The 15,866-nt window shown below is 43.2% G+C and carries 17 protein-coding genes and 1 tRNA gene; 5 read left to right on the top strand and 13 right to left on the bottom strand.

From position 1 onward, the window contains the following. Positions 1 to 222: 222 nt before the first annotated feature. Together ACOMA8_RS10190 and cdaA are read right to left on the bottom strand one after the other, a co-directional pair. A complete protein-coding gene (locus tag ACOMA8_RS10190; protein ID WP_421370491.1) occupies positions 223 to 1,446 on the bottom strand; it encodes a CdaR family protein in 1,224 nt (407 codons plus the stop codon). Further along, positions 1,443 to 2,327 (bottom strand): diadenylate cyclase CdaA, encoded by an 885-nt coding sequence (cdaA, locus tag ACOMA8_RS10185; protein ID WP_161899559.1) that lies wholly within the window; start codon positions 2,325 to 2,327, stop codon positions 1,443 to 1,445. Before cdaA ends, ACOMA8_RS10190 begins: the two co-directional genes overlap by 4 nt. Positions 2,328 to 2,520: 193 nt before the next feature. Here cdaA and ACOMA8_RS10180 point away from each other — a divergent pair, with 193 nt between their 5' ends. Then, positions 2,521 to 3,036, top strand: a complete 516-nt coding sequence (locus ACOMA8_RS10180; RefSeq protein ID WP_421370489.1) for a thioredoxin domain-containing protein — start codon at positions 2,521 to 2,523, stop codon at positions 3,034 to 3,036. A 71-nt stretch (positions 3,037 to 3,107) separates the two neighbouring features. Here the strand turns inward: ACOMA8_RS10180 and whiA are convergent, their stop codons facing one another. The 5 genes from whiA to ACOMA8_RS10155 form a co-directional block, all read right to left on the bottom strand. Further along, positions 3,108 to 4,043 carry a DNA-binding protein WhiA gene (whiA, locus tag ACOMA8_RS10175; protein WP_421370487.1) on the bottom strand — a complete coding sequence of 312 codons (936 nt, stop codon included), beginning with the start codon at positions 4,041 to 4,043 and terminating at the stop codon, positions 3,108 to 3,110. A gap of 36 nt (positions 4,044 to 4,079) precedes the next feature. After that, positions 4,080 to 5,084: a gluconeogenesis factor YvcK family protein gene (locus ACOMA8_RS10170; protein ID WP_421370485.1), complete on the bottom strand. Its 1,005-nt coding sequence runs from the start codon at positions 5,082 to 5,084 to the stop codon at positions 4,080 to 4,082. Next, a complete protein-coding gene (gene rapZ / locus ACOMA8_RS10165; protein ID WP_161899555.1) occupies positions 5,081 to 5,965 on the bottom strand; it encodes an RNase adapter RapZ in 885 nt (294 codons plus the stop codon). Before rapZ ends, ACOMA8_RS10170 begins: the two co-directional genes overlap by 4 nt. 484 nt (positions 5,966 to 6,449) lie before the next feature. Next, positions 6,450 to 6,650 (bottom strand): cold-shock protein, encoded by a 201-nt coding sequence (locus ACOMA8_RS10160; protein ID WP_161899554.1) that lies wholly within the window; start codon positions 6,648 to 6,650, stop codon positions 6,450 to 6,452. A 237-nt stretch (positions 6,651 to 6,887) separates the two neighbouring features. Further along, entirely contained in the window at positions 6,888 to 8,009 is a 1,122-nt protein-coding gene (locus ACOMA8_RS10155) for a baeRF6 domain-containing protein (RefSeq protein WP_161899553.1), read from the bottom strand. A 306-nt stretch (positions 8,010 to 8,315) separates the two neighbouring features. Here ACOMA8_RS10155 and ACOMA8_RS10150 point away from each other — a divergent pair, with 306 nt between their 5' ends. Together ACOMA8_RS10150 and ACOMA8_RS10145 are read left to right on the top strand one after the other, a co-directional pair. Beyond that, positions 8,316 to 9,650, top strand: a complete 1,335-nt coding sequence (locus ACOMA8_RS10150) for a Y-family DNA polymerase (protein WP_421370481.1) — start codon at positions 8,316 to 8,318, stop codon at positions 9,648 to 9,650. After that, positions 9,647 to 10,009, top strand: a complete 363-nt coding sequence (locus ACOMA8_RS10145) for a hypothetical protein (protein ID WP_421370479.1) — start codon at positions 9,647 to 9,649, stop codon at positions 10,007 to 10,009. Before ACOMA8_RS10150 ends, ACOMA8_RS10145 begins: the two co-directional genes overlap by 4 nt. A 443-nt stretch (positions 10,010 to 10,452) precedes the next feature. On the opposite strand, the gene ACOMA8_RS10140 is transcribed toward ACOMA8_RS10145, so the two are convergent. Beyond that, positions 10,453 to 11,385 (bottom strand): DUF7916 family protein, encoded by a 933-nt coding sequence (locus ACOMA8_RS10140; RefSeq protein ID WP_421370477.1) that lies wholly within the window; start codon positions 11,383 to 11,385, stop codon positions 10,453 to 10,455. Between the two features lie 80 nt (positions 11,386 to 11,465). Here ACOMA8_RS10140 and ACOMA8_RS10135 point away from each other — a divergent pair. Continuing rightward, positions 11,466 to 11,537 (top strand) — tRNA-Arg (locus ACOMA8_RS10135). Positions 11,538 to 11,777: 240 nt separating this feature from the next. Beyond that, a complete protein-coding gene (locus tag ACOMA8_RS10130; protein ID WP_421370475.1) occupies positions 11,778 to 11,948 on the top strand; it encodes a hypothetical protein in 171 nt (56 codons plus the stop codon). Between the two features lie 78 nt (positions 11,949 to 12,026). On the opposite strand, the gene ACOMA8_RS10125 is transcribed toward ACOMA8_RS10130, so the two are convergent. The 5 genes from ACOMA8_RS10125 to ACOMA8_RS10105 form a co-directional block, all read right to left on the bottom strand. Next, entirely contained in the window at positions 12,027 to 13,208 is a 1,182-nt protein-coding gene (locus ACOMA8_RS10125) for a GNAT family N-acetyltransferase (protein WP_421370472.1), read from the bottom strand. 90 nt (positions 13,209 to 13,298) lie between these two features. After that, positions 13,299 to 13,712 carry a DUF3284 domain-containing protein gene (locus tag ACOMA8_RS10120; RefSeq protein WP_161899547.1) on the bottom strand — a complete coding sequence of 138 codons (414 nt, stop codon included), beginning with the start codon at positions 13,710 to 13,712 and terminating at the stop codon, positions 13,299 to 13,301. Next, entirely contained in the window at positions 13,690 to 13,896 is a 207-nt protein-coding gene (locus ACOMA8_RS10115; RefSeq protein WP_161899546.1) for a DUF3188 domain-containing protein, read from the bottom strand. Before ACOMA8_RS10115 ends, ACOMA8_RS10120 begins: the two co-directional genes overlap by 23 nt. A 39-nt stretch (positions 13,897 to 13,935) precedes the next feature. After that, a complete protein-coding gene (locus ACOMA8_RS10110; RefSeq protein WP_161899545.1) occupies positions 13,936 to 14,154 on the bottom strand; it encodes a hypothetical protein in 219 nt (72 codons plus the stop codon). 190 nt (positions 14,155 to 14,344) lie between these two features. Beyond that, positions 14,345 to 15,823: a PTS sugar transporter subunit IIC gene (locus ACOMA8_RS10105; RefSeq protein WP_421370469.1), complete on the bottom strand. Its 1,479-nt coding sequence runs from the start codon at positions 15,821 to 15,823 to the stop codon at positions 14,345 to 14,347. Positions 15,824 to 15,866 lie beyond the last annotated feature (43 nt).

Below are 15,866 nucleotides of genomic sequence, written 5' to 3'. Positions count from 1 at the left end.
TACTCCTCGCTCTTTTAAAATAAAGATTTGCGTTTTATTTTTCAAAAAAAGTGTTACAAAACAGATAAGCACCTGTAATCGTACTTATATCCGTCTGCTCTTTTGCATAGTTGCTTATCGCTTTGTATCATTGTGAAGATTTGACACGAAAAAAGCAAGAGGTTTTGTCGATTTCACTTTTTCTCGCCTTTTTCTCGTGAATAGCCTTTTTTCATTTCTGGTTTACCGCATGGCTACCTGGGCATCTGTAGCTGTCTCACTAAGTGTTGTTGAATCCACAGCGGTTTCATTTTTTTCCTTAGACTCCGTCGGCTTTTCTTCATTGGACGTCTCCGTCGTTTTTTCAGCATCAGAAGAACTCGTGTCATCGCTAGTTGAACTGCTTTCGTCACTGGTTGGCTTTTCTTCAGAGGTACCTGCTTCGGAAGTAGAGGACTGTTGAGTATTTCCCGTGTTCTGTTGCGAACTGCTGTTTTGAGTCGTTGTGGTATTCATTTGTGGTGTAATCGTCACTGTCACTTCCGTTGGCTCGACTGCTAGGCCATCCGGAACCGGGATATGCACTTTGCGTGTCGTTTTCTGACTAATCCCTGAAATGTCTACAGGAACTGAGAGCGTCTCCAGTTCATCCAAGGCACTTTGTTTTCCGCTAATGATGGCCGAGTTACTAGCCAGTTCTATCCGATAGCCTGCAACCCCGGACGCCGGTGTTCCTGCCTGCTCTGTATAAAGTCCAACTTGTTTTTGTGGAGCAGTCAAGGTCACTTTGACAGTAACTTCAGCTGGATCAATTTCGGCACTCAAAACGTTGCCTTCTTGGTCCAAGGCCTGCACCCTAGCCTTTTCTTCGGTATTGTGATCGGTGATTTTGGCGGGATCTACCGTTGCAACTAAACGATGAATCTCTGAGAGCGTTTGACTTCCTGTTGTGACGGTAACCTCTTCAGGATCGACTGCTACTTTATCAATAGCAAAGCCTTCTGCTAAATTTGTTGTAGAGACACCTGGCTCGACTTTCATTTTAGCTGAGGCACGGCTCTCGATGGTGACTGTAATCGTCGTGGGTTCAATGGTTCCTTCGACAGCAGAACTCATATTTTGCAATTGCAGTTTGACTTCATGGTTTCCTTCTCCCAACCCGGTCAAATCGGCAATTACGCGAAACCCGCGAGTATCCGCATTGGCTTCGGTATTCAGCTGAATTCGGTTGACACTTTTCAACTTCACTGAAACAGTAGGATTAAATCCATGGATATAATATTTGGTATTGTCGTAAACAGGCTCGATACGGACATTGCTGACGGTCTCCTCGTAAGCTTCTGGTGTAACACCACCAGTCAGCGGTGAGCCCAATCCTCTTCCGTTAGCATTAAAAAACAAAATCAAGGCAAAGACCAATGCAATCAAACCGTATAAAAGATTGCTACGAATTTTCGGTTGGATCATTTTTTACCTCCTTTTGTCACACCATCAATGAAGGACTGGAGGATACTACGTTTATTATCAGTTTTTTCTTCATCCATCAACTCACGATGGAGCGTCTCCAAAAATTCTTCTTGGGACAAGCCTGGACGCAGCTCATTATTCAAAGTCACACTAACATCCCCGGTCTCTTCTGAAACCACGACAGTCAAGGCATCGCTAACTTCACTGACTCCAACAGCTGCCCGATGCCGTGTCCCAAACTCTTTTGGAATCAGCATGCTTTCTGACAGCGGCAGATATGCGCAGGCTACTGCGATTTTATCTTGGCGCACGATTACAGCCCCATCATGAAGCGGCGTATTAGGGATAAAGATATTGATAAACAGCTCACCGGAAATATCTGCATCTAGCGGAATCCCCGTCTCAATATACTCTTCCAAGCCGGTATTGCGCTCGATAGTGATCAAAGCACCAATTCGTCGTTTCGACATATATTGCACAGCTTTGTCCAAAGCTTTAATGAGTTTTTCTTCTTCCCGTTGTTCCTGCTTAGTGGTTCTAAACAGCGTGCTTCTTCCCAAATGTTCCAATCCCCGCCGAATCTCCGGCTGAAAAATAACAATGGCCGCAATGACCCCATAGGTGATAACTTGATCCATCAACCAAGACAAGGTATGCAACCCGATCAGCTCCGCACCAAAACGAATTGCAATAAAGATTGCCACCCCTTTGAATAGCTGAATTGCCTTTGTACCTCGCACCAATTGAATCAGCTTATAGATAATGTACCAAACTACCAGAATATCCAGGACATTGATCAAAAAGCCGACAGAAAATACATCGGTGGTAAACAGTTGTTTCCAATAATTGAAATCTAAGAATTCCGTTAGATTAAAAGACATAGGCAGACGCCCTTTCCGCTCTTTATTCCTTAAACAGTATACCATAACCTTGAAATTTTGACGGTATTTTCATTGAAAAAGCCTTAAGGTAACTGGATTTGTATTTTTTCGCTTAAACAATTTTCTTTCCAAGAAGCAAAAATTTGATTACACTGACTTATAGAAGATTACTAAAGAAAAGAGGCTGGCTTTTATGGATATCACACGTATCGACCCACAACAAACGACACCCCGCCACGGCATTAAAATTGGTGATCCCCATGCTCGCCACACGCTGCTGGAATTCATCAATCTACGCTGTCCGTATTGCCGCAAATGGCACCAATTGTCTGAGGGAATACTGAAGCAAGCCGTTGCAGACGGTCGCGTGTACCGGGTCATCAAACTCTATGACAAAGACAAAGAGAGTCTGCAGCGCGGCAATGTCATGCATCGTTTTGTTCCAAAGAATGACCCAGCTGCCGCATTGGCCGCCATTGACGCGATTTTTGCCACACAAAAAGAATGGGGCGATCTTTCTTTGGAGGAAACAGCCGAATTCGCCCGTACTCAACTGGGCTTACAAGAAGCTGCAGATCCCGCAACTACAGCGGCAATCAAAGCAGAAGCGGCTGCAGCCAATATCCAATTCGTTCCCACTGTTATTTTAGATGAACATATTTTTGATGAAAGCATCTCTCCTGAGGCCCTGACAGATTTTCTTGTTTGACCCTTCAGAAATAGAAAAGACCAGCGTCATTTCGACTATAAATTCGGAATGGCACTGTTTTTTTTGTATCCTTAAATCAGATTATTTCTAAGCTGATCGGCAAATTCATTAATTTTTCGAATCCGATGATTGATGCCCGATTTGGAGATAGCACCGGAGGGAATCATTTCTCCCAGTTCTTTCAAACTGATTTCTGGATGCTCCAAACGCAGCTCGGCAATTTCCTGTAGTTTTTCAGGAAGGGCCTGCAAGCCAACGTGATTTTCGATAAAGTGTATGTTGTCAATTTGTTTGGAAGCCGCATCAATGGTTTTGTTCATATTGGCCGTCTCACAGTTTACTAGACGATTTACCGAATTGCGCATATCCCTCACGATTCGAACATCTTCAAACTTCAACATGGAATTGGTCGCCCCGATTAGTGTTAAAAAATCAGCAATCTTTTCGGCACCTTTCAAATAGGCAATATAGCCATTTCGTCGTTCCAGCGTGCGGGCATTCAAATCGTAATAATTCAACATATCGCAAATATCCTGATTGTGCTCTTCATAAATGGAGTAAATCTCCAGATGATAACGACTGGTTTCAGGATTGTTCACGGAACCAGAAGCCATAAATGCCCCTCGGAGATAAGAACGCATTTTTTGCGCATTGCCCATGATTTCATTAGATACGTGACTATGAAACATCATCCCGTCCATAATGTCCAATTCCGTCAAGACACGCTCTGTCTCTTGTTTTAGTCGAACAATATAGACATTGTTCTTTTTCAATTTCATTTTTCGACGAACCAACAGCTCACTACGCACATCAAAATGATCCTTCAACAAAGTATAGATGCAACGGGCAATCGCTGCATTTTCGGTCTGAACATTCAAGACAAATTGATGATTGGTCAGACTCAAAGACCCGTTCATTCGAATCAGCGCCGCTAATTCAGCTTTGGCGTGTTCTCGATGGACTTCCAACGTCGTCAATTCTTTTTTCACATCGGCAGCAAATGACATCTCTTTCCCTCCTTCCTCTTAGCTGTGGCAACTGTTTTAATAAGGGTTTTTCGCACCATACAAAATCGTCAGCAGCTCCTCGACTACTTTGTCCCCATCATGGAAAACACCACCGTCTCGCAGCTTCAAAAAGTCCGTTGAAACAACGCGACAATTTTGCGCCCGCAAGCCCTTGAAATCGTGTTTGACTTGTACTAGATATTCATCATAAACCTCAAAATCCATATATCCTTCAGGCACTTTTTCCGTATTTACCAAAACCGTATCGATAAATTGGTCCTGAAGATGTTCATGCAACACTTCCACGTGGTTGGCATCAGTAAAGTGTTCCGTCTCGCCTTTTTGCGTCATAATGTTGCAGATATAGACTGTCTCCGCACTGCTTTTGCGCACGGCTTCACCGATTTCAGAAATCATCAAGTTAGGCAAAATGCTCGTAAACAGACTGCCTGGGCCCAAGACGATCATATCGGCCTCCATAATTGATGTCACAACTTTTCGCGCAGCCTTTGCTTCATGCTCGCCGTCCTGGTTGCGAACAAATACCCGCTCAATGGTTTTGCGATCTCGAGCAATCTTAGACTCTCCCACGGCTTCTGTACCGTCTTTGAACACTGCATGGAGCACCAATGGTTTTTCGCTGCTGGGATAGACATGACCGTCAACATGCATCATCTTCGTCAAAAGTTGTACAGCATCGTAGGTACTGCCTCGCATTTCAGCAATTGCTGCAATAATCAGATTGCCCAAGGCGTGATTTGCTAAAAACTTGTCCTCTTTCTTGAAACGATACTGGAAAATGTCTGAGTACAGTTTTGGCATATCGGACATAGCAACTAAAACATTGCGAAGATCTCCCGGTGGTGCGATTGCGATAGACTCTCTGATTTCACCGCTGGAACCGCCATCATCAGCCACAGTTACCACAGCCGTAATTTCCACACTTTCGCTGCGCAGACTGTTCAAAATGACCGGCAAGCCGGTACCCCCGCCAATCACCACCACTTTTGGCTTTCTGATCCGATAGGTTTTCATTTTCATGAGCGATTCACCGTCTCTTTACGTTTATCTTTGTCACGATGGGTGATGTTCACCTTGTAGTCTTGCGCCAAAGCATGACCGACCCGCTCAGTCAATGCCACTGAGCGATGCTGCCCACCTGTACAGCCGATAGCCACAGTCAAACTGCTCTTGCCTTCTTTCACATAGCCGGGCATGATTGTCTGCAACAAACCTAAAAAGCGTTGGTAAAATTCCTCTGTCTCCGGAAAAGACATAACATAGTCGTACACCGGCTGATCCATTCCAGTCAAAGGCCGCAAATCTTGGATATAGTGGGGATTAGGCAAAAAGCGAACGTCCATCACGATATCCGCATCAATAGGCAATCCGTATTTAAAGCCAAAGGAAACCATTTCAATACGAAAGCCTTGTGTCTCAGAAGTCTTAAACTCGGCAATGATTTTTTCCCGCAGTTGCCTTGGGGTTAGCATAGTTGTATCAATCACCATGGTGGCTTTTGTTTTCAAGTCCCCTAAAATCGCCCGTTCTTTGCGAATTCCTTCAGTAACTAGGCCGTCCATTGCCATCGGATGCGTCCTGCGGGTTTCTTTATAGCGAGATACCAGTTCCTCATCTGAAGCATCCAAAAACAACACTTGTGTATCGATAAAATTGGTATTCTCAATATCAATCAGCATATTTTGGATTTCCTCAAAAAATGAACGGGAACGCAGATCTACTACCAATGCGATCTTGGTGATTTTCCCCGACTCTTTGATCAGCTCCCAAAATTTGGGAATCAGAGAGGGTGGCATATTGTCGATACAAAAGAAACCCATATCTTCAAAACTTTGGATGGCTACTGTTTTACCGGCACCACTCATTCCTGTAATGATTACTAATTTTAAATTTTCCTGCATCAGATTTTGCTCCTTTCCTGATGAACCGCAGATGGACAAACGCACTTCGACAATCGTTGCCTATTGGGGTAGTCAACAACAATCAAAGCGTCCATTTTCTTTTTGGTTGGTATAGCTTATTTTCAACTCTTTGAACATTATATCATTCCGGGCGTGTCCTTACTATCTTTTTACTGAAAACTTACAAAAGCCGCAATTTCTAACTAATACGATCAATATAGTAAACTGGCGTCCAAAAAAGAGGACCGTCTGTAAAAAAATGGCTTTCTACTTCAAAGCCACCTGGAAAACAGAGTATCTGACCCCCCTCAGAGAGAGTCGTCTGCCCCTTTCAATCTGCAACTGCGTAAAGACCAGAGACACCCCGACGTCAAGCTAATCTTAAAAGAACTGCTCGAGTATTATGTACCAGAGTTAAACCCGAATTTTGAGCATAAAAAAATGCCCAACGGAGAATCCGCTGGACATTTTGACTTTAAATGGATTAGCCTTTAACAACGTTTGTTGCTTGAGGGCCACGTTGGCCGTCTTCAACGTCGAAAGAAACTGCTTGGCCTTCTTCCAAAGTTTTGAAGCCGTCGCCTTGGATTGCTGAGAAGTGAACGAATACGTCGTTGCCGTCTTCTGCAGTGATGAAACCAAAACCTTTATCAGCGTTGAACCATTTTACAGTACCTGTTTGCATGTTAAATATCCTCCTGTGTGGGGTTTGCCCACAATTTGTTTTGCAATTTCATGTGTCGGGTGTTAATGGGAATGATGTTTAACAATGGAAACAAACTACCATAAAAGCCCTTAACTAAAACTACAAGATGTATTGTATCACACAATCGCAACAATACCTAATTTTTTCGGAAAAAGGTAAAAAAAGACGTCCGCACCGCTTGAAAGAGCGGCAGGACGCCAATCTAATTATTAAATTTTAATAACGCAAGATAGCAACAAGACTCTTTTCATCCGGCGCATCTTTTTGATCCAGGACAAATACTTCTCCACCATTTGCTATCACATAGTCAGCCATCGTGTTTAGAACTTGACGGCGATCGTATTCAGTATCTGGATCTTCTCCGAAACCGTCCACTAGATTTGAAGTGGCAATGAACAGATGAGAAATCCGCCCCTCTTTTGCTGCTGGGACGATATCCACCAACTGATCCATGAATTTTTTATCCATCAATTTCTGATAGCCGGCGATTTCTTTTGCAGACAGTTGCTTGGAAATCTCGCTGATCTGAGCAGCAATTTCTTTTTCATTCAAGGTTGCCGGAGATGCACTAATACTCGCATCGGTACTGAAATAGGACGTTTTGGCATACTTTTTAAACATTGTTTGATTTTCTGGAAGTGCAAACAGATACAGCGGGTATTTCTCTGGATTGTCAAATTTATCCCGCAGGAAGGTATCCACTGCTTGATAGTAATTTTTCCAGTCAATGGCTACTTCTTCATCCTTTGCGCTGACACCGTGATAAGCTACGCCTTCTTTGGAACCAGCCTGACTGCCTTGCGAACTATAGTTCAGATTCCCGCCAGTAAGCTCTTCTCCCAAGGCAGTAGGTACATCAATTGGCGCGCCCTCTGGCAGTTCGACTGTCGTCAGTTGCTGATTGTCAACAAAATATAATTTGATAGAGTCACGATTCAACCCCAACAAGTAGTAAGTGTAGTTAAATTGGGCATTTTTGATTACCGCTAAAAGATAAGGTGTATCACCTACATAATACTGATCATCAATAGGAATATTCAAACGGTGGATCAAGGTTTGCTCTTCAGTCAAAAATACGGCCACGCTGATTTTACCACTGCGCCAAAACGACTGATCTGCCAGCAATTCATCAATTTTCTCCTGATATGTGCTCCAATTTGCGTCGGGATATTTCTTTTCAAAGCGCTTTTTGGCTTCCTTGGCAAAATTTTTGAATTTAATCTGATCTTTTTCAACATCCTGATGGGCCACATGGGTGTTGAGCATGATGGAAACAAAGGGGCCCTTCGCTCCAGTTCCAGTCAGTTCCGCCAATAATTCCTTGCCTGCTTTTGTCATAAATGATTCCCTCCTATGGTTGATGCCGAAATCCTAAAAAAACTAAGTCGATTTCGCTCATTTCCGAATTTAAATACAGCTGCTATGCTGTAATTAAAGTGTAACACGCTTACATTTTTCGATAAAGCAAAACGATTAGAGCGGCTCTGGCATTTTTCTCATGTTACCGATGAAAATCAAAAAGATGCTGAAAACTTATTTTTTTAACATTTGTTCGCTTTACAAAAGCAAACGTATGTTCGTATAATAATAGACGAGAGCTCCCCTCATTCAACCTTTGTAAAAATAGAAAGAAGGTGCCACCAAATGAATCGTGGCTTCAACTACCGAACTGAGCCGCTACGAGATATCTTGTTCATCGATGTCAAATCCTTTTATGCCAGCGTGGAATGTGCACTCCGCGGCTGGGATCCGCTGACAAAAATGCTGGTGGTCATGAGCACCGCCGACAATACCGGCAATGGCTTGATCCTTGCCTCTTCTCCAATGGCAAAAGCAAAGCTGGGAATCACCAATGTCACTCGAGCAGACAATCTACCAGACCACCCTGATCTGGTGAAAGTTCCTCCGCGGATGAATTTATACATCAAAGAAAATGTCAAATTCAACAATATTTTTCGTGAGTATGTTGCAGATGAAGACTTATTGATTTATTCCATCGATGAATCAATTTTAGACGTTACCGCTTCGATGAAACTTTTCTTTCCAGATTCAACGCTTAGTCGCAGCCAAAAGCGCAGGCTCTTTGCCCAACAAATTCAAGCAGAAGTTAAAAATAAGCTGGGACTAGTTCTAACCGTCGGTATTGGTGATAACCCACTTTTGGCTAAACTGGCATTGGACAACGCAGCCAAACACAACCAGGATTTTGTCGCTGAATGGCGGTATGAGAATATTCCTGAAACAGTTTGGCAAATTTCAAACATGCGGGATTTTTGGGGAATTGGCCGGCGAATGCAGCAAAATTTTTACAAATTGGGAATTGATAGCATCTACCAATTGGCCCACACCGACCCTGAACTGCTGCGGCAGCGGTTCGGCGTTTTGGGACAGCAGTATTATTACCATGCAAACGGTATCGATCGAACCCTTTTATCTGAACAAGGACCGCTGATAAAAGAAAAGTCTTATGGCAACAGCCAAGTCTTACCTAAAAATTATGTAAAACAACAGGAGATCGAAATCGTTGTCAAAGAAATGGCCGAACAAGTTGCCGCTAGAATTCGACGACACGGCTGTCTGACACAGTGCATTCATCTGTTCATCGGTACTGCTCAAGGAGAAAGCAAAAGCGGCTTTTCTCATCAGATGAAGATTCCAGCCACCGATAATACTAAGCAGTTGGCCAGCTATTGCCTACAGCTGTTTCGCAAGTATTATCGTGGGCAAGTCGTTCGTCATGTGGGTATCACGTATTCAAAGCTGTTGTTTACCAATAGCCGGCAACTAAGCTTGTTCGAATCTCCTGAAAAAGCTGAAGCAGAACAGCGCTTAGATCAAATCATCGATCAGATTAGAGAAAAGTACGGCTTTACAGCAATCGTACATGCAACTAGTAAATTAGAAGGCGCCCGCAGTATCCCCCGCAGTCATTTGGTGGGCGGTCATGCTGGCGGCGCAGGAGGATTGGATGGCTTATGACAAATGAACTTCACCCTTATCAAGACCGGAAAAAATTGAAATGGAACGGCTTTTACCTATCTGAACATACCAGCCAGTTAGCCGCTGAAAAAAAGGAACGTCGCTATACTTGGCCAGCAAAACCAGCCATGACCACCGAAGAGATTGGCCAGCTATTGACAGAAGCCCGTATCAAAGACCAGTCTGTCGCACTGCAAAAAGAAGAAATGGATGCTGAGGGTCACTATCCTCCCGATGTAGTAGGCAAAATACAAGGCTATGATGAATTGGGTATCTATATTGCCGGTGAGAAAATCCACTACGACGAAATCCGCAGTGTTGCACTTCATAAGACTAAAAAATGGAGCGCTCTGGATTAATTTTCAGCATTTCATTACCAAAACCACTCTATATTGAAAATTCACATTTTAAATTGATACACTCGAAAACGGCCGATAAATTCTATTTCAATAAACCGAACGGGCCCCCACTGAAACAAGTTACAACGATTAACAGCTTCTCTGCTTGCAGCGGTCTGAAAATCTTATTAAGAGGACTGTGAGCTAGATAAGTAAAAAGGCTGCGATAGCTCATTTCAAAGCAGCATAGAGAGAAAAACTCCAAACACCAACTTTCCTTGACAAAACAAAAATTAGACAGCATTTGAGAGGTTTAACAGCAAAAAAACAAGCACCTTCCAATGTTTCTTAAGGAAGTTGCTTGTTTTTTTTTGCAGCTCATGTGTTCATTTGGCAGGGTTCGCTTCGAAGAATTGTGACCTGATGATTGTCACAGGACCTCTTGGCTAGAATAGCGATGTACCTCATCGATTAATAGACTGCGCACAACGATACAATGTGTGGCGCATTCCGCGAATCGCAATGGACATTTCAAAGATATTTTCAGCTGGTGCTAAACCGCCGTAACCGGCATCACCGATATGTTGGATATCGACTCCACAAGTTTTACAAGTCAAGGCGATTTGACGAAGGGTCTCTGGCCGAGCACTTTCTTGACTAGTTCCGATGGCTGTCATTGTCAAAAGATCCCGTGCTTTGGCAAACTTCACGGCTTCGATTAGATCTTGTTCCAAAAAGCCCTGAATGGTTCCCACTGCCGGCAACAGTAAGATGTCAGCCCCAGCTTCTGCATAAGCCGCGATTGCTTCTTTTGTTACTACCGGTTCATCTGAGCCGGCACTGTGCATCTTACCCGCGATAATCATCCCAGAAAAGTTTTCCTTGGCGATTTTTACTGCACCGGCAATGGCTTCATTAGTTACACCGGTACCAGGATTTCCGGTAAAGCAGATAAAATCCACACCGAGTTCTTCGGCACGCTGAATCGTTTCTGCAGAGCTGGTACGCCCTTTGGAGATCACTACTTGTTCACTCATCAAGTCAAGATCATCTGGGATTGGTTCCAGATTGATCCCGATTGGTCGTCCAGTCAGCTCCTTCAGCACAGGGATTGGATTGGCAATCTCAGCTGTTGGATCCAATACCGCTTCAAAAGATAAGCCCGGTACCCCCATGACTACCGGATGAAAGCAGTCAAAACCATTCAGCAGAATTAAATCCGCTCCAAAAGCTTTTGCCACTTCTGCGTTTGTCAGATCACCGACTTGTGGCAGTGTACCAACAACATTTTCCACACAAATCGTGCGTCCTTCGCTGGCTTTGATGGACTGCTTCAATTCTGCCCCATTCATTTGTGCGACTTCACTTGGTGTCGCACTGATTAATCGTTTTACCATTTTCTTTCCTCCAATCGTCGTTGACTACTTGAATCCTTGCGTCAACAACGTTAAAATAAACAATGTCGTAAAAATAATAGGTTCCCTTAGTTAAATGGATATAACAAATCCCTCCTAAGGATTAGTTGCTGGTTCGATTCCGGCAGGGAACGTTCTAAAACATATTCGCGCTAGCTGACTGTTGATTCGCAGTCTTCTTTACAGGAACGGCAAATTGCCGTTCCTATTTTTTATTCAAAGAATCACTGTTTTACAGAGTTTCGTGGGACCTTTTAAAGAACAAGCTTGTTACTGATTCCACAAGCGTACTTTTAGATTTAACCGCTTTCAAGTGCTACACTTATTGAAACAAGGTTACAAAACTATCTGATAATTATGAGGGGGACTTAATTATGAAACAACGAAAAGAAGAGGTTTTGGCACGACGCATGAATCAATACAAAAAAACTCGGGAACAAGTTGTAAAATCCGCTTTAAAAGATCAAGGCGAACTTTCCCGTGAGACGAAACGTCCGTCGAAACCTATCCGTTTTAAATTTGTCCGCAGTGATGTCAAAAACTAACCACTACTTTTATGCCGCTGTCCACTATGCTCGTGGATAGCGGCCTTTTTAATTACTATTAGCAGCAGCTATCCAAAATCAGAAGTAATCTTCTAAGATTGGTTTTTGATTAGGCAGGATTGTTTTTAAAACTTTTAAAAGACTTTCATCAGTTTCGATTAGTCCATGAAACAAAAGGGTCTCTGGTGAGAGGTATCCCATAAACAACTGAGTAAACCGTTGAATTGACAGCTTAACAAGGGGCAGTTCGGTCTCTTCTACCTGCACAATGTCTACTCCACAATCGCCTTTTCTCAGCTCAAAAATACCATTGTTCCAAGCAGCATAAGAGTCACCCGTCACCATTAGTGCGATACTTTCGGGAAGCGCTTGAACCTTTTTAGTGTATTTTAAAAAACGCTTAACGTCAACTACCCGTGCCATCATTTCTGGTCGCACAGTAAATCCGCTCATTGGTGTTTGAGTGAGAAACTGCAGGTTCTGTCCATCAAAACCTACGTCATAAAAAATGTTGGCCACTGAACCATTATGAGAAGCAACAAAGCGATTCAATCCTCGAAAGGCTTCTCCAGTCAGCCAAGTCCATTCTGCAATAGTCAATTTTCCCGGCTCCAAAAGGTAGACCAAGTAACCTTGAGGGATATCTTTTGCATCATAATACACCGCATAGGTATAGTTTTTGCGTAATGGGAACTTGAAGGACAACCACCACTCTTCTCGCTCAACACCGCCTTGATGGTGCCGTTTCGCGGCAGTAAAAAGCTCCTGAATCACCGGCTTGGCTTCTGTCCAGGACAGCCGTTCAACCCGTCCTGAGACTTTTGGCGAGTCAGGCCACTGAGAAGCCGGCACATCATAGACTGCCCGTTCAAACGTCAACTCATATCCATAGCGTCTGTAAAATGGGTAGGAGAAAGGAGCCAAGTAAGACAGATTAACGCCTCTTTCCCGGGAAGTCGCCAGCAATTCTGTCATGATGCGATCAATTCGACCTTGACTGCGGTATTCAGGGTAGCTAGCAACAAAACCGATACCTGCCATCAAATGGTGGTCACCAAAGAGATCAATTTTAAAAGGAGTCGCCATCACTTGGCTGGCTAGGCGTCCCTTTTCATCAAAGGAACCGAAATTCCATGAATTTTCCGCCAGCATTGAAAAGCGTTTGCGATTGTTATCTGACAATTCCCACTGAAAAGCATACGAGACCAGTGATAGCATGTCCTCAACGTGCTCGCTGGTCATTTCTTTGACATCAGTCAATGTTTCTATTCCTCCTTGTTTCTATCATTGAACACAAAAGTCGACCGCAACACCTACTGCCTGAGGGCACTAAGCGTTCCGGTCTGATGATTATGCAGATTTTTCGATCATTTCCATCATCTTTTTGAAATTGCGTTTTTTAAAGAAACCCATGGGAATCCCCATCACAGCATCATTCATTTGTTGCATGAACCCAAAGGACTTCATCGTTTCTTCGTAATGGATCTTACAACGATTTTCAGCCAGCTCCTCAATTTCATACCGTACTGTAAAATCATTTCTGGTGGTTGACGTTCTGAACTGGTAGACACGATTGGGAACGACTTCTTCAATCAAAATTTTTGCTCGGTTGATTTTAGAGAATTCTTTGATATATTCAAAATTCTTTAACTGGTTTCTGGTGACATCTTTGCCAGTTGTCTTTCGGATATCGAAGACTACCGAGTCAATGATCTTATCATAGAAATTTTTGGCAGATATTTTAAGTTCTTTTTCGATGATCACTCTTGGCGTCTCCTTCCTTTGCTTTATTATTCTTAATGCCTCTTCTGAAGAGCAGAAGACCGACAATAATCAATGTAACTGCGGTTGAAATCGATTCCCAGTTCCAATTGACATTGTTCGGATTCATGCTGTAAACCAAAACCAGCAATCCGATGGCGATCAAGCTGAGTCCATATTTATCCATGACTTAACCTCTTTTCATGATAGCTACAGGCGTAAATCATCAAACTGCAGCTGCTTGTAGATACAATACTGAGCCCCATGATTGCGCTTTGATTAATTTTTTAGCGGCAGCTGCTGCTTCTGCAGGATCACCAGTTACATCAAAAATCAATTTGATTCCTTGTTTTTCTTTGAAAGTATAGGTAAAGTCGCCACCTGTATAGTTGTTCAACAATTCTTTGATTTCGTCTTGTTGCATTGCACTTGCGATTGAGATCATTTGGGTTCCTCCTCATTTGTAAATTTAATCATAGTATCTCCGACAAAAAACATTCAGTCGGATCCCATTGATTACTATGTACAGTGTATAGCAAATTTCCTATGAATTCCATTACAGCAGATTTTTATTTAAAAAGGAAACCACCACCGCCTCTTTGGAAGCGACGGTAGTTCCCGATAATTGGCACAGATTATTTTTCTTCGCCCAAAGCTGGATCCATTTTGTTTGCAGCGATAACAAATGGCAGCCAGATGAGGAAGGCAACGATCATACATACCAGTGTTACGATAGGTGCTTTCCAGTCCATTGTTGCCAAGAATGACATCAAGATTGGTGGCACTACCCAAACCACAGATTGAGAAACTGGGGCAACAAATCCAGAAACTGTTGCAAAGTAACCAATTGCAGTTGTTACGATTGGCGCAATGATGAATGGGATAAAGAAGATCGCATTCAATACAATTGGCATACCAAACATAACTGGTTCGTTGATATTGAAGATACCAGGTCCAATAGACAGTTTAGCAACTGTCAAGTAGTCGGCACGTTTTGAGAACAAGAAGATCGCAATCAGCAATACAATTGTACCACCGGAACCACCGAACATTGTGTAAACGTCAAATGAACCACGTACCCAGTTGTATGCTTTGCCGTCTTTAACAGCGTCAAGGACTGCTTCAACACCTTTTTTACCATTGTAGCCTTCTTGGAAAACATTAATGTTTTTCAATTGGGCAACACCCCAGATACCTTCCAGTACAGGAGACATTACGTTTGTACCGTGGATACCGAAGAACCACAATACTTGAATCAGCAACTGAACGATTACCAAGATACCGAAACCTTGAGATGCACCCAAGAATGGTTCCGCAATGTATTTTTGGATTAAGTCGATCAACAATTGCCCGTTTGTTACTTTACCAACGATGAAGTTGATGATTGCTACAGTGTACAACCCGATAGCAGCCGGCAAGATCGCAGCAAATGCGTTAGATACTGCTGGCGGTACTGAATCAGGCAATTTGATAGTGATGTTCTTTTGCATCAATTTTGCATAGATGATAACAGCGATGGCACCCATGATCATGATCGTGAAGTAGCCATTGGCATTCAAGTGATCCAATTTCAACCAGCCCCAAGCATTGTTGGTGATGGTATCAAAGTGAGTCACATTGCCAGTAACGGCGTCTGTTACGTCGGCAGTGCCAACAACAGAACCTGCGTCACCCAATGTTTTCAAAGCGTCAGCAGTCAATTTGCCTTGTTCAACTTGAACAGTTGCAGGAGCAGAGAATTGTACCCCTTGCAAGTAAGCAGCGATTGCTACGACACCACCGGCCAAGTCATTAACCTTGTAAGCACGAGCTAAGTTGAAGCCCCATGAAAAGGCAAAGACAATACCGGCTACAGCCAAAGTACCATTCCATACGTAACCGTTGACACCAATGATTTCGCGAATAACCGGAATACTGTTCCCGTCATATCCGTCGACAAACTGTGTCGGCAAATCTCGAATAATAGCGTTGATCATTACGGCGACCGCACCGGCCATTGTTGCTGGCATTGTTCCGATAAAGGCGTCACGAAGGGCAACTAAGTGGCGTTGCGCACCGATTTTCGCAGCTACCGGGAGGATGTGTTTTTCCATCCAAGCTGTTAATCCGTTCATTTTTTTCCCTCCTAATTATGAAAAACCAAATTTATATGAAAGA

It is taken from the genome of Enterococcus infantis (genome assembly GCF_049166715.1).
Classification (GTDB): Bacteria; Bacillota; Bacilli; order Lactobacillales; family Enterococcaceae; genus Enterococcus_C; species Enterococcus_C leclercqii.
This window is presented reverse-complemented; position numbering and strand designations above follow the sequence as displayed.